General features: G+C 51.0%; 22 protein-coding genes. 4 read left to right on the top strand and 18 right to left on the bottom strand.

Features of this window, described 5'->3' with window-relative positions:
• Nucleotides 1-18: 18 nt before the first annotated feature.
• From BMY01_RS17775 to BMY01_RS08935, 17 genes are all read right to left on the bottom strand, one after another.
• Nucleotides 19-192 carry a hypothetical protein gene (locus BMY01_RS17775; protein WP_175463236.1) on the bottom strand — a complete coding sequence of 58 codons (174 nt, stop codon included), beginning with the start codon at nucleotides 190-192 and terminating at the stop codon, nucleotides 19-21.
• 181 nt (nucleotides 193-373) lie between these two features.
• Nucleotides 374-667 (bottom strand): HNH endonuclease signature motif containing protein, encoded by a 294-nt coding sequence (locus tag BMY01_RS18775; RefSeq protein ID WP_217638639.1) that lies wholly within the window; start codon nucleotides 665-667, stop codon nucleotides 374-376.
• A gap of 156 nt (nucleotides 668-823) precedes the next feature.
• Nucleotides 824-1,252, bottom strand: a complete 429-nt coding sequence (locus tag BMY01_RS08860; RefSeq protein WP_074746341.1) for a hypothetical protein — start codon at nucleotides 1,250-1,252, stop codon at nucleotides 824-826.
• Between the two features lie 504 nt (nucleotides 1,253-1,756).
• Nucleotides 1,757-1,960 carry a hypothetical protein gene (locus BMY01_RS08875; protein WP_074746347.1) on the bottom strand — a complete coding sequence of 68 codons (204 nt, stop codon included), beginning with the start codon at nucleotides 1,958-1,960 and terminating at the stop codon, nucleotides 1,757-1,759.
• An 8-nt stretch (nucleotides 1,961-1,968) separates the two neighbouring features.
• Complete coding sequence (locus BMY01_RS08880) at nucleotides 1,969-2,253, bottom strand: hypothetical protein (protein WP_074746349.1); 285 nt, start codon at nucleotides 2,251-2,253, stop codon at nucleotides 1,969-1,971.
• A 16-nt stretch (nucleotides 2,254-2,269) separates the two neighbouring features.
• A complete protein-coding gene (locus BMY01_RS08885) occupies nucleotides 2,270-2,692 on the bottom strand; it encodes a hypothetical protein (RefSeq protein ID WP_074746350.1) in 423 nt (140 codons plus the stop codon).
• The gene (locus BMY01_RS08890; RefSeq protein ID WP_074746353.1) at nucleotides 2,689-2,982 is read right to left on the bottom strand and encodes a hypothetical protein; all 294 of its coding nucleotides are present in this window, start codon (nucleotides 2,980-2,982) and stop codon (nucleotides 2,689-2,691) included. Before BMY01_RS08890 ends, BMY01_RS08885 begins: the two co-directional genes overlap by 4 nt.
• The gene (locus BMY01_RS18065) at nucleotides 2,979-3,152 is read right to left on the bottom strand and encodes a hypothetical protein (RefSeq protein WP_217638640.1); all 174 of its coding nucleotides are present in this window, start codon (nucleotides 3,150-3,152) and stop codon (nucleotides 2,979-2,981) included. Before BMY01_RS18065 ends, BMY01_RS08890 begins: the two co-directional genes overlap by 4 nt.
• On the bottom strand, nucleotides 3,145-3,333 hold the full coding sequence (locus BMY01_RS08895) for a hypothetical protein (RefSeq protein WP_074746355.1): 189 nt from the start codon (nucleotides 3,331-3,333) through the stop codon (nucleotides 3,145-3,147). The genes BMY01_RS18065 and BMY01_RS08895 overlap by 8 nt, the downstream gene beginning before the upstream one ends.
• Nucleotides 3,330-3,902, bottom strand: coding sequence for a hypothetical protein (locus BMY01_RS08900; RefSeq protein ID WP_074746357.1), 573 nt, complete (start codon nucleotides 3,900-3,902; stop codon nucleotides 3,330-3,332). Before BMY01_RS08900 ends, BMY01_RS08895 begins: the two co-directional genes overlap by 4 nt.
• Nucleotides 3,899-4,141 carry a hypothetical protein gene (locus BMY01_RS08905; RefSeq protein ID WP_074746359.1) on the bottom strand — a complete coding sequence of 81 codons (243 nt, stop codon included), beginning with the start codon at nucleotides 4,139-4,141 and terminating at the stop codon, nucleotides 3,899-3,901. Before BMY01_RS08905 ends, BMY01_RS08900 begins: the two co-directional genes overlap by 4 nt.
• Nucleotide 4,142: 1 nt before the next feature.
• Nucleotides 4,143-4,853 (bottom strand): hypothetical protein, encoded by a 711-nt coding sequence (locus tag BMY01_RS08910; RefSeq protein WP_074746361.1) that lies wholly within the window; start codon nucleotides 4,851-4,853, stop codon nucleotides 4,143-4,145.
• The gene (locus BMY01_RS08915) at nucleotides 4,840-5,757 is read right to left on the bottom strand and encodes a helix-turn-helix domain-containing protein (protein WP_074746363.1); all 918 of its coding nucleotides are present in this window, start codon (nucleotides 5,755-5,757) and stop codon (nucleotides 4,840-4,842) included. Before BMY01_RS08915 ends, BMY01_RS08910 begins: the two co-directional genes overlap by 14 nt.
• On the bottom strand, nucleotides 5,754-8,465 hold the full coding sequence (locus tag BMY01_RS08920; RefSeq protein WP_074746365.1) for a DNA methyltransferase: 2,712 nt from the start codon (nucleotides 8,463-8,465) through the stop codon (nucleotides 5,754-5,756). Before BMY01_RS08920 ends, BMY01_RS08915 begins: the two co-directional genes overlap by 4 nt.
• Nucleotides 8,466-8,467: 2 nt before the next feature.
• The gene (locus BMY01_RS08925; protein ID WP_074746367.1) at nucleotides 8,468-8,779 is read right to left on the bottom strand and encodes a hypothetical protein; all 312 of its coding nucleotides are present in this window, start codon (nucleotides 8,777-8,779) and stop codon (nucleotides 8,468-8,470) included.
• Nucleotides 8,776-9,216 (bottom strand): phage regulatory CII family protein, encoded by a 441-nt coding sequence (locus tag BMY01_RS08930; protein ID WP_074746369.1) that lies wholly within the window; start codon nucleotides 9,214-9,216, stop codon nucleotides 8,776-8,778. The genes BMY01_RS08925 and BMY01_RS08930 overlap by 4 nt, the downstream gene beginning before the upstream one ends.
• 172 nt (nucleotides 9,217-9,388) lie before the next feature.
• Nucleotides 9,389-9,634 carry a transcriptional regulator gene (locus BMY01_RS08935; RefSeq protein ID WP_074746371.1) on the bottom strand — a complete coding sequence of 82 codons (246 nt, stop codon included), beginning with the start codon at nucleotides 9,632-9,634 and terminating at the stop codon, nucleotides 9,389-9,391.
• A gap of 71 nt (nucleotides 9,635-9,705) precedes the next feature.
• On the opposite strand from BMY01_RS08935, the gene BMY01_RS08940 reads away from it, so the two are divergent.
• The 4 genes from BMY01_RS08940 (at nucleotide 9,706) to BMY01_RS17385 (ending at nucleotide 11,550) form a co-directional block, all read left to right on the top strand.
• A complete protein-coding gene (locus BMY01_RS08940) occupies nucleotides 9,706-10,170 on the top strand; it encodes a hypothetical protein (RefSeq protein ID WP_074746373.1) in 465 nt (154 codons plus the stop codon).
• Nucleotide 10,171: 1 nt separating this feature from the next.
• The gene (locus BMY01_RS08945; RefSeq protein WP_074746375.1) at nucleotides 10,172-10,408 is read left to right on the top strand and encodes a hypothetical protein; all 237 of its coding nucleotides are present in this window, start codon (nucleotides 10,172-10,174) and stop codon (nucleotides 10,406-10,408) included.
• 138 nt (nucleotides 10,409-10,546) lie between these two features.
• Nucleotides 10,547-11,014 carry a hypothetical protein gene (locus BMY01_RS08950; protein ID WP_074746377.1) on the top strand — a complete coding sequence of 156 codons (468 nt, stop codon included), beginning with the start codon at nucleotides 10,547-10,549 and terminating at the stop codon, nucleotides 11,012-11,014.
• A gap of 281 nt (nucleotides 11,015-11,295) precedes the next feature.
• Nucleotides 11,296-11,550 (top strand): hypothetical protein, encoded by a 255-nt coding sequence (locus BMY01_RS17385; RefSeq protein ID WP_139176830.1) that lies wholly within the window; start codon nucleotides 11,296-11,298, stop codon nucleotides 11,548-11,550.
• Between the two features lie 255 nt (nucleotides 11,551-11,805).
• Here the strand turns inward: BMY01_RS17385 and BMY01_RS08965 are convergent, their stop codons facing one another.
• A complete protein-coding gene (locus BMY01_RS08965; RefSeq protein ID WP_074746383.1) occupies nucleotides 11,806-12,108 on the bottom strand; it encodes a hypothetical protein in 303 nt (100 codons plus the stop codon).
• Nucleotides 12,109-12,453: the final 345 nt, after the last annotated feature.

The raw sequence follows: 12,453 nt of genomic DNA on the forward strand, positions 1-12,453 counted from the left end.
CCCCCTCTCTTTCGTTGTTCACGCAGCTTCTTTCAGGTCTTTTGAAGCCAGGTATTCTTTGCGCTGATTGCTGAATCCTGTTTTATTTACAGTCTCTAATCCGCGTCCACGGCGATAGCCGTTCATCTTGTGGGGCTTGCACATCAGGCAACCTGCTCTAGAGTTCTTTGGTTTGCCTCGTTTGTGATTCATGCTTTATCCCACTCAATACTCTTGGAGACAGCAGCGGCCACAACATCAGTCACCCACACAGAGATGATCTTGTTTCTTTCTCTGTAATACTGTCCCGGGCTTATGCGTCCCTGGCGCCACAGGTCAGCGAGATGCCCGCACTTGTAAACAGCGCGCCTCATGCGCCTACGCTCTCTCGTGGTCATTCTCTATTCCAATGATGATTAGGATCAACCGGCCTGCCTGATGCGTCACACCCAATCACGCGCCCGGACTTCTCCAGTCTCTGCTTGTGCGAGTCGTGGCATGGCTTGCACATGGCTTGCCAGTTATCCTTGTTCCAGAACTTCTCTAAATCGCCTTTGTGAGGAATGATGTGATCGACTATCGTTGCGATAGTGCGCTTACCCTGCTTTGCGCATTGCGCGCAGAATGGATTACGTCCGAGGAATACTTTGCGCTCTTGCTGCCATCTGTAGTTATAGAGAGATGGCAAAGCTACTGGAATAAAGAGTTATTACGAGTGATGCTGTGTAGGTAACAGCAACAAGAAGGGAGAATAGTTTGATTTTCACGGGCACAAAAAAAGCCCGCTCGATGGCAGGCTTTCTGTTGACGGATTTCTAAACATCTGACAAGCTCAAGTGTAAACCTACAAAACCTGCCTGTCAAGCGTACTCGTACGCATTGCGGCTTCACGGTAAATCGCCACTTTCTCTGCTTGCTTTGCTAACTCGCTCCTTAGCAACTCGTGCCCATGCATCACTCGCACCTCAAACGTGCGCCAATCGATCATAAGTCTACGACCAAACCAGGCGAGCGGCCTATCCTCATACTGCCAGAACAATGAAACAGCCTGTCTATATCTGAGCGGAAGCTGGAGCAGAGCGTTATTCACGTCCTCCGCTTCCCCCATCAATACCGGCTGTCTCTGCCCATCTCCGTACGTATCCCGCGGGGCAGGATCATAACAGGAGCTGATGAGATAATTGCTCGAAACAACCCCAGCCGTGGTGAGCGCCCAATTGCGCATTTGTCGAATGAAATTCTCTGATACTGCATTGTATATCTTAGCGCTCAACGATCTTCTCCTTAACCTTGCGACAAATCACGCTCGATCCGCTCATGGCTATAACAAGCAACCTTTTTTCATCCAACATGAACTGTAGAAACTCTGGAACATGGCTTGGAGCCATAGGCGAGAGCTGGTTCCCTCTGAACGACCCATTCTCATTGATCCTTAAAAACACAAAATCAGACGTTTCGGTGCATACCGAGAAATATTCGCAACCCTCAACCAACGCTCGACCCTCCATTCTTCTTAACCTGCCTCACCAGCGCCCTGATACGCCTCCTCCGATGCAACACATGCAAATCAGCCTTACGCTTCTCGGCTTTCTCTGTCTTGGCTGAGTAAGCGATAAGGCCGTCTGCTATCTCTTCTGGGTTTCTGTACATCCAAGCGGGAAGCGCGGCACTCTTCACTTCTCCACCTTTATGTCTACCTTCGCCAAAAATTCTTTGCGCTGATTGCTGAAACCAGTTTTGTTCACAGCCTCCAACCCTCGTCCCCGGTGATAGCCATTCATCTTGTGCGCCGCTGCAGCCCATGCACGCCTGTAGCACCTCTGTGATGCTCGACGCACAATGGCGCTACGGCACAGTCATCAGCAGGAACGGATACGTGATGCACCTCGACTGGCCGAGTCTCGATGCCCATCTTGTAAAAGCACACGATGCAGGGGAGTTGGGCTACGCGATCCATGTGGTTTTCAGTTGCTTTGGTCATGTATCTCCTCAGCAAATGATTTCAACGGGGTTAATTGGAGCAATACCAGTTGATGATCTATCGAGAAAAGGATTGATATTTGGCTGAACGTTCGGCCACAAATTCTTTTTCAAATCATCTTGAGCCCGCTTAAGCTCAGACGGACCAGGAGCCGGCAAACGAACCGGTGTTTCTTTCTTAAACACCAACTTCAAGTGATCAGCGATGATCTTCCACTCTTCCGCGCTCGGCGGATTGTTGGGTTGCATCTCTGCCCTACCCTGCAACCAATAACAAAATTGTTCTGGTGTCATTACGCATACCTCCTCATCATTTCCTCGTTTTCATCCATTCCATGTACGGAGCGCGAATCCTCTCCTGGAATTTCACCGCCGCTGCTTCGTTATGATCAAGTTCTGACCTTGAGGCAACTCCGCATGTGACTCTTATCCAGTCTGCCGCCTCTTCTTCATCAACAGGAACGCCATCGTTGTAAGCCATGTATAGCCATTCCTGAAAATCCTCATCCTTGCACCAGATGCCGGCCAGTCTGCACAACGGGCCTCCTTTCGGCTTTTCCTCTTCCTGCCGCTCAAAATCTGATACGAGCGGAGCAATGGCTACCGGCATATCGATATTTGGAAACATCTGGTGAAACTGAGTTTTGAAACGTGGATCGATGTCGATCTGGACTCTGATAGTCCCATCGACAAGCTCTTTTAATGCCCTACGTGTTCCTGATATTGCGCTCACGCCTCCAACTCCTTCACGACTCGTGCCACGTCATCCAGCGACTCGACTATGAAATACAGCCCTTTCCAGCTATGCATGAAGTCCATTTCTCCTTCGGTTAACTGACGCTTGCTTTTGGGTAGAGAGCCGTCTTTTATCTCGATAGCGGCAGTCTTCTTATTCTTGGAAACAAATAAATCACACAGCTTTTTGAGCTGTGACACTATGGCTACAGAGCAGCCCATCTTGCGGAACGCGTCTACTATCTCGGGTTGGTTTGCGTCTACGCGCGCGGCTCGGCGGAATGTCATTTCAGCTTAATTTCCTGGCATTCGAATCTTGCTGCGCCAATAACGAACACTCCGTTCTTCCTGCACTCTTCAGCAATCAAGAATCTTTCAATTTTTGAGTTCAGCGAAAAGAGGCCGTACATGACCGAAAAAGCGAAGAAACCAACAGCGCAGGATTTAAAATCAAACACTCTCAACCTCCTTCTCTACCATTACCTCAGCCCTCTCCTTCGCCTCCTCCGGCGTTCTAAAAATCCCGACCATCCTCTCCCCTTCCCATAGCGTGTATCGCGGCTCGCCATTCACCAGAGCCTTGCTGATGGTGTAGGGCTCGCAGGCTATGGCGTAGGGGCTCAGTTTTCGCCAATTCATGCAGCCTCCAATTCCCGCTTGGCGCATCTCTTGGCCAGCTCGCAGAGCCAGATCGCGAAGTCGCGCGGCGTATGCTCACGCTCTGCCTTGCTGATATGAGGTCTGCTGCCTACGCGCTTTCTGCTCTGAACAACATGAGTTGGCTCATCGATTCTGTATGGCATCTCAGGAATGTTTGCCGGGTTGCAGCCAACGATATAAAGCAGTGTCGATTTCTCTGCTCTATGCCCCCACCAATGCTGGTAAACCGGAAGAGTCCATCCACCAAATTCATCTCTCTCACCTGGCAACGGCAATCCGGCTGCAGGCCATAACGTTGAGGCCGCGGGATGCTCGAGTACGCCACCAAATCTGCGTACTTGCTTCACTGCCCACAAGGCCAGCTCTTTCTCATCTGATCTTGGCTTGGCGAAATGCCTTAACCTTCCCCATGCTCTACAGGGAGGATGCGCCACTACCGAGCAGCCTCCGGGCCATTTGCGCGCATCACGCTCTATGTCCCAGACGTCGCAGCCCGGAAGGGATTTGTAGACGCTATCGCCGCGGGCAAAAAGAACCGCTACTTTCACTCGTCACACCCATCATCAAACGCCCTGCGCCCGGCCACATCGAGCAGCTTTTTCCACTCACGCTCCAGCAATGCATACTCGCCAGTCACGGCAGACTCAATATTGCTGGTTGCTACGTCAATTGCTTCTGCAGCCTCTTCTGCTGTCCACCCCGCAATCTCAATCACCTTCGCTACGTTCTCTGGGGTTTGCTGCATGTCGGGATGGAACATGGAGGTGGAAACGGTGGTGTAGCCCATCTCAAGCTTCCTCTTCCTCTTGCGGAATCGCTTTTACGGCCAGCATGCTTTTGAGGACGGAGATATGCTTCAGCCCTTTTGCAGCATCCAACGGCTGTTGCTCTTCCAGTTGCGCCTGTTTGTGTTCCAGCAGGAAGGGATGATTGACGTTTCCGGTCAGTTGCAGCACTTGAGCTTTGTTGTCTGGAGAAAGCAATCCAAGCGAGTGCTCAAGGCTCAGTTTCCCTGTGCGCACCGCTTCCGCTATCGGCTCTGCCCTACCCTCCTTGTCATGCCCGAGAGAAACAAACCATTTCGGCTTGATTCGCTTTTCTCTGGCATCAGCAACGATTCGGGTATAGGCATCCTTGAATGCCATCCTGGCGCCGATCTTTTCTCCGTCTGCAAGCAGAGGCCTTGCTGACTGCATCGCCTCACCCATCTGTTCCGTCATTACTACCGTGTCGCCTTCAGGACGGCTCATGATTGCCCATGCTTCATCGGGTCCTGGCATTCCGTCCGCAGCTTGAACACGCTCAACAATGGCCGCCAATGTGAGACGACCAGATATTTCCTGCCTGCACCGCTTGAGCGCCGCCAGAACAGAGTCAAATGGATAGTCTGCCAAGTCATCCGTCATGAGCATGATGGATGCAGGTTTTAGTTCCGTCCCCATGACTTCAGCAGTTGCGGTAAGCGCATTAATCAGGGCTTCCATTTCAGACTGATGCATGTCCGTTCCTCCTCCTGAGCATTGCGATTGCCTCTTGCGCCGCGTTCGCATTGGTGGCCGTGCCGTCCAGTTGCGCGGCTCTGGTTGAAGTCATTGCCTGGCCTGTTGCCCATTGCGTGCGAAGCCCTTCCGCGTCTTTCAGCAAAAGGAAAACAGGGTGGGTTTTTTGAACGTAAAACTTGTCGTTATGGGAAACGAAGAAGGCTGCTACGTAGGGCGCTTCGTTGTAAGGCAGCTTCTGAACAAAGCTCTTGATCGAGGTATTCACCGCAGCGTTGCGGACCGGCTCTACTCCATACCGATTGAAGTAAGCATCGGAGTAGCTTTTCCATGTTGCTCTGCAGACCGCTTGTAATTCTGTGTCAGCAGAAGGAACTTTCTCGCCGGCGGATGCCGGCAGAGATACTGGATTACTCTCTGTATTACTCAATGTATTATTAGAATCTGTATTACTCTCTTTCGCCTTTTCCGAAGAGGGGTCATCGCCTTTTCCGAAGGGGGTCACCGTGTTTTCCGAAGAGGGTCTACGCCTTTTCCGAAGAGGGGTATGCGTATTTTCCGAAGAGGTAGTCGCCTTTTCCGAAGGGGTCACACCTCCGGCTAACAAACGTCCGGTTTCCGTCATCCAGATTTGACGGCCTACAATCTGCTTTCCCTCCCGTATCAGATCCACGCGCACCAAATCCTTGGCAGCAAGGCCGCTGATGAGTTCTGATACTCTCGATTTTGATAGGCCGAAGAACTCGGAAAAATGATCGTTACTTGCGTAACAGCCCCTATCTGAAGATTCAAGGCTGTTGATTTCCACGAGCATCACCTTTTCGGTGATTGATAAACTTCTATCCAGCCAGATAGCTGCCGGTATCCAAACCCCTTGGAAGTTTCTTTTTGTGTCTGTACTCACGCGCAAACCTCCTCTTGCTCGAAAGCGAACAGATCAGGCATAGCCATTTGGCGAGCCATCGCTTCGCAGTAAGCCGCGCCGTCAAGGAAATAGCGCGAGTTCAGTTCAATCCCGATCGCTTTTCTTTTCAACTTGATTGCACGGTACGGGACCGTCATCAGGCCGCCGAAAGGATCCATTACTGTTTCTCCGGGCATGGAAAGCTGCTCTATTGCCCGGTCAACAATGTCGAATTGAAGTGGACAGAGATGCCCCTCTTTCCCGGCCGCGGACTGAGCCCCGTTCAAGGTCAGCATCCTGGTAATGTCCGTCCATACATCGGGATGCCATGATTGAGGCTGTAGAAGCATAAAATCGGATGGAAGCGTGCCTTTTGCTTCCATTGCCTCTCCGATCTTTACGTGATGCTCAAAGTCGTAGACGTTATGCAGGGAGTAGTCGCGGAACATCTTGAAGATTCGCTCATGAGGCAGCCCTTCAAGCTCTTCCGGAGTCAGCAACCGATTGCCAGATGAGCGGGTGAAGCCGTGGGCGTCAATCTGCCACCGCGCACGGCTGTATCCTGTTCCTGGCACAATGGGGCGCCTGTCTCTCGGCTCGAACGGCACACGAGTCCCATCTTCCGCGACGACGAGAGGCTTGCTCTTCTTAACTTTCTCATCTGCGTAACTGTCACTGGTATCAGTGGGAGGTTTGCGGAAAAGGAGCAGGTATTCAGGAACACCGCACCCCATCTTGGTCGCGTCCTTGCACTGCTCAGTCCAGCCAAGGCGGTATGTCTGGTTGTTCTCCCGCACAACATCGGTAACGATGGTTTTCATTCCCATGTGGCCGAATCCGTGCTTCTCAAAGCAATCAGCGGTTTTGGAATGGAAGCGGTACAAGGTCTGGAAACCGAGGCCTGTGAGTCCGCCAGGCACAATCCGGTCTTTGACGTGGATTGCAGCTATGCGTCCAGGCTTAAGCACCCGGAATAGCTCCGGCACCAGATAATCCATCTGCCGGAAGAAGTGATCGTTGTTATCGGAATGCCCAAAATCGGCATAATTCGGGCTGTATTCGTATTGAGTTGAAAACGGTATCGAGGTGACAATCAGATCGACGCTGTTTTCTTTCATGTTGCGCGTCTCGATCACGCAATCGTTGTTGATGAGGGTGTAGCCGTCACCCTTCACCTCCACTCTCTCAACACCCAATGTTCGAGTCAGAGACTCGGCCATGGCTGCATTTGAGAGTCCGTACTTCCGGATAATCTCTCCCATGATTCGCACCTGTTCGTTATGTTGTTTCCACTTGCGTTCGAGCTGCCGGCGAACCTCGCGCTCTGCTTCTGTGTAGATCAGGTCTATGCGTACTCGATGCTTCTGCAAAAAGCGCTGTAGCCTGTGTATGCTTTGGATCAGGTCATTGAACTTGAACCCGATACCAAGGTAGATTGCCCAGTGGCAATGACGCTGCAGATTGCAGCCGCTGCCGAGCATTGAAGGTTTTCCGGCCAGTTCCGGCAGGAAACCGTTTGAGAAATTGAATACGGCTTGCTCTCGGGAATCGAGGTCTTGCGAACCGTAAACAGAGACAATGCCGGGGATAGATTTTTCGATCGCGTGACGCTCTGCCTCGAGGTCGTGCCAGATGATTCGATGAGCAAGAGGATCTTCTTTGCGCAGATCAAGCATTTTCGTGATGCGCGCATTCAGACTCTCCCGCTTTTCCCTCGAGGCCTCGACCACGCCTATGGCGGCTTCCTTGAACATTCGGCCTTGGCCATCCATATCCACGCCAGCATTGGTGTGATCAGAAGGAATCACATGCCAGCGGATGTCCAATTCAGGAAGAACGTATCCTTCATCAGAGAAGCCAAGATCGCTTGGTCTGTTGACGAATAACCCCCAGGATGCAACCCACATCCAGAATTCCTGTTCCTTGTGGGGATGAATAGTGAGCTGATCGGCTTTCTCGCTGTTTCGCTTGAAATAGCGAGTCTTCGCCTGCGATACGTCCATAATCCCCAGGAATGCGGAGTACGCCAGCAGCTCTATGTAATCGTTTGGGCTAGGCGTGGCAGTGGCAACGTAGCGATACTTCACGCCGTCTGAACGAATGCGATCGTTCATGGTTTTGTAGTCACCAGCGAACAATCCCATGAACTCTCTGAATGTCTTGGTGCCACCAAACCCGCGCAGACAAGAGGCCTCGTCCAGGCTGGCTACAGAGAAGAGGCGGGGTTCGAGCTTTCCGTCCCGAACCGTTTCGTAGTTGGTGAGATAGATGCCGGCAGGATCAGCGGCTTCCTCGATTCGGCGAATGAAGCTGAGTTGAGGAATCCGGGAAGGATTGCCCGCTTGCCATTGCTTTAGCTCCGCACGCTGCGCATCGGTAATATCGGGATGATCGCCAGTGGCCAATACATGGGCGTCATTGATGAATTCCTGGCGGACATTTAGGGGCAAAGTAATAAGTCCCATACCCCCGGCTTTCTCCTGGGTGATTCGCACCACCTCGATCTGGATCATGCTTTTGCCAAGGCCGAAGGCTGCAAAACAAGCGCGCCGGCCACCACGAACCATCCATTTCACAATGGCTTTCTGGTGCGGCTTAAGGAGAGGGTTTATCTCGCTATCGTCTATCTCGAATCCGGATGATTCGGCGAGCTGCACTTTCTGCCGGAGAAAACCCAGGTAATCCTCGTTATCCGGCAAATCCCGCATGTTCACTGCAGCTTCTCCACGGGCTTCAAAGGGTGAATATTCACCCCGGTTACCGAGCATTTACGCGTCCCTTCCAACCTCTCCAGCCTCTTTGCCGCTACAAGCCCATTCACTCGGGCAGATACGGTGCTGAGCTCGATGTCGCCGTAATTCCGTCTGTGTATGCTCTGTATTTCCTTCAAGCTGATATTTCCGCCTAGCCATCCGTGATAGCGTTCAACGATCTCGCAGATGCGGTCTGATTGAGTCTTGAGTGTCTTGACCGGGAGGCCGTGATAAGCGGCAATGGAAGTGTCTTGCATAGCGGTCTTCATCTCACCATCCCCTCTATCCGGCTGACCAGTTCAGCGATTGCCGCCATGTGTTCGTGTGCCTTATTGCGAATCACGGCCATTTCCTTTTCGCACACACCGCCATCTGCCAGCGCGCGCTGCATTTCGCTGAGGAATCCGGACTCAGCCGTGTTCATCTGAATTACGAGATCGAGGATTTCCGTGTCTGAAGCCCCTTCATGCCGAACAACGGGGATGCAGATCATGCCTCTCTGTGCCGCGAGGTACTTGGCAATCTCATCGGTATTGGTGAATGTCTGGATTTGCTCCAACTCCTCAGCGGTCGTGTGATGCGTGCCGAGATTGGGATTGATCTTGCTTTGTAGCGTATTGGGGTTTTTCCCCATACGTGCCGCGAGTGCTGCGACACCTCCCGGATATGCGTGTACTGCCCTGTAAAGTACGTCTTTGATGCTCATCTGACGAAACCCTCTTTAAATCGTCGTTTTTTTCTTTTGTTGTCTGACTGAAAATGCAACTGTCAAAAAAAGAACTAAAAAATGATCTTTAACAACCTTTGTTACCTAAAAGACCCCTCCCCGAAGGGAGGGACAAAACCGGCCGAAAGGAGTAAAGCGCCGGGGATGGAAGTTAAGCGACCGATCTTGGCTTTGGTTTGGGGCGCAGTTCCGGCCAAATCAAATGCCAATCATTGGGACGGAGGTCTTTTCTGGTTACTTTTCCGCTCGTGGCCTCTTCAATCAAAACGCACCTTTCGGGCGAAACAGAAGCTCCTCCGGAGGAAAGTTGAGATAAATATGACAGGGAGACATCTAGGCGCTCTGCCAAGTAGGTCGCATTGCCGCGTTTATGCTTGACGTAGTCTTTAAGTTTCATGGAAGGGAATTTAGCAAATACTTAACTAATAGTCAAGTGTTTACTTGTTAATTTTTTACTAAACTTCACGGATGGACGAAAGAAATAAAAACGAGGAGATCCGGCGCGAAAAACTAAAGCGGCTGATAGAGGATCAAGGCGGGCACGCGAAGTTTGTAGAAAAACATAACCTCACCCAAAGCCAAGCCAGCTATCTCTCACAAATAGCGAACGGTTATTCGTTTGGAGAAAAATCGGCAGAGAAGTGGCGTATTCGGCTCAAACTGCCGATAGGATTTTTTGATGTTGCCGCACTAACTTCGAAAGAACCTGAGCAGGAAGGGCCGCTTACAGACGAACAAAAGAGAATGATTCATCTCATGGGGCGCATGAATCAGGGATCGAGAGACGCTCTACTAAAAATCGCTTCCTTGCTTCCAGCAGACGAGAAGATGGTAGGAGGGAGACGCATCGGCGGAGAGCGCCGCCAGCGTGAAAACACGATAAAACAAGAGCGACGTCATAATCTGCTAACCAAAACAACAGGAGGAGAATAAGATGGATCGTCCCTTTTCGCTTGCACCTGATTCAATCTCACATGACACAATCGAGGCTTTGAGGGCCCTCTTGAAAGATGCGGAGAAAGGTGAGGTTATCGGTCTGGCGTTTGCCGTGATGTATAAAGGTCGTGATTACATCGTAAATACGGCCGGCGAGGCCCACCGGAGCCCGACCTTCGCACGTGGTATGGTGCAAGCCTTGGATGATCACTTAATGCATATGGTGCACGAATAAGGAACAACTCGATTTATCAACGCTCCAATAAAATAACTATAATGAACTCTGATGGATGGAAATCTCATGTGCCCCCACGGCGCATACCGCCCCCGGCGCCACCAAAGCCAGCGCCACCGCCCCACAAGTGAGAGATAGATGGAAAAGACACGAGATGAACTGCTAGGTGAAATTCGATACGCGATCCGGCTCGCGGAACGAACGGCTCGCCTGTATCGCAGAGTTCAGACATTTAGTTCATTCTGCGCCATTATGGGAGGTAGCGCGGCCTTGGCGGGGGTATCCGACATATTGCCTCAAGGTGCTTTGGCCTGGGGCTCCATGATTGCAGCATCCTTTGGCGCAATGCTGCTATCCGTTCGACCAGGTGATAAAGCTGCCCAGAATGAGGCCGATATAAAGCGATTCCAGCTTCTAATGTCTCGATCCAGTCATCTTCAAGATGAAGAACTTGCGGCTAGTCTGGAAGAAACGAGGGTCGGCGTTGCTCCCGAAATAGAACTTCTACGGAACGTTGCGTATAACGATGTGGTATCTGAACGGAATCGTGAAGATGCCGCCCTGCCTCTGACCTTGCCTCAAAAATTGCTTCGTGCTGTTGCCTGAAGCATTGGACCTCTCCTCTCTCACTCACGTTGTCGGCCAGCTAAACCAAATCCAAAGATACACGGAAGATTTGCACGAGGTAGAAAACCGCAGGGCTTTAAAGGCCAGAGCGGAGGAGATACGGGCTATTGCGTTTGCCTTGAGCGAACTTCTTATCAAGGGCTTTAATGAGGATGAGCGTCTAAGGAAGCGGATAACCGAGCTTGAGAAAGAGCTGGAGAAAAAAGAAATCCCTCCATGTTAAGATTTGATTTCCACATCAACCATAACAAGAGGGATTCATGGAAACGCTGCAAGACGCAACCGTAAAAATATGTGAACTCAAGGGCGAGAATCTTGCTCTCTGCTCCTTGTTGGCCTGCCTGGTAAAAGCTTTGCCATCACACGTTCAACAATCTTTGCCAAGTGCATTCGAGAAAGAACTAGAAACCGCACGAGTGGTGTGTATGAACTCAGTTGTTTCAGAACATGTTTCCGTTGGTCTGGAGCGCATGGCAGACGCGATTCATTCTTTGTTGACCAGCCAGACCCGATAGCGGCCCTGTAAAAGTCACTTCTTTCCATTCAACCTCCTCCAAAACAAACCCGCCCCGAGCGGGTTTTTTGTTGTTCATAACGTGTAAAATTAACTCATGCTCAGCAGGATAAAAAAGTGGTATGAAGGGAAATATTTTCCTTATGAAAACCCACCCGATGCGGGAGTTTTTATTATTGGAGGGTTTTATCATCGTCACTGGACCGCACGAGTCGCGCGTATGCTGGTCGAGTTCTACCTTGAGCATTGGAAGTGGCTATGGACGATTGCCGCTGGCACAACCGTTGGTTTGCTCAATCTTATTTTCTGCAAGTTTTCTTAATTCTGTCGGCGTCAATAAATCCTCCTGGATTGCCATCCCCAGATAGACGCCAATCACAAAAGCAACAATCCCCCACTGAATCGGTTGTCCGCAGTAATACTGCCGGAAGCAATATGCCAGCAGAGCTATGCCGATTAACGTACCAATCAGCATTGCAATAAATTCCCTCTTTTTATAATCCGCTCCACCAAATCGGGAAGTGGCCTGTGGTATTGGGTTAACTTTTTTCTCGTTCAAATCAGCATCCCTCTTTGTGGCATTCGTTTCTCAGCAGCGTTAGGAGTATTGTAGCAAAATAATTTAGTATATGCTTGACTTATGCTTAAGCGTTTGCTAAAGTTCTCCCATACGCAACACGAACAAATGAAAGGTCGGCAGTAAATCGTAAGCGTGTGCCGATAACGAATTCTGCGGTTGGCCGGGGAGAGTACCTCCTTAATAGATGTGGCGCGGTTAGCCTCGCGCATGGTTGCCCAGGATCGTTTCACTGATCTTCCCGCGCTGTTGCTGTGGATCAGTGAGGCGCAAAACCGGCCCGGCTGTAATAGACATTCCGGCAAATATTGGGAATCGGCAATTTAA

The organism is Nitrosospira multiformis (assembly GCF_900110185.1).
In the GTDB taxonomy this organism is placed as follows: Bacteria; Pseudomonadota; Gammaproteobacteria; order Burkholderiales; family Nitrosomonadaceae; genus Nitrosospira; species Nitrosospira multiformis_A.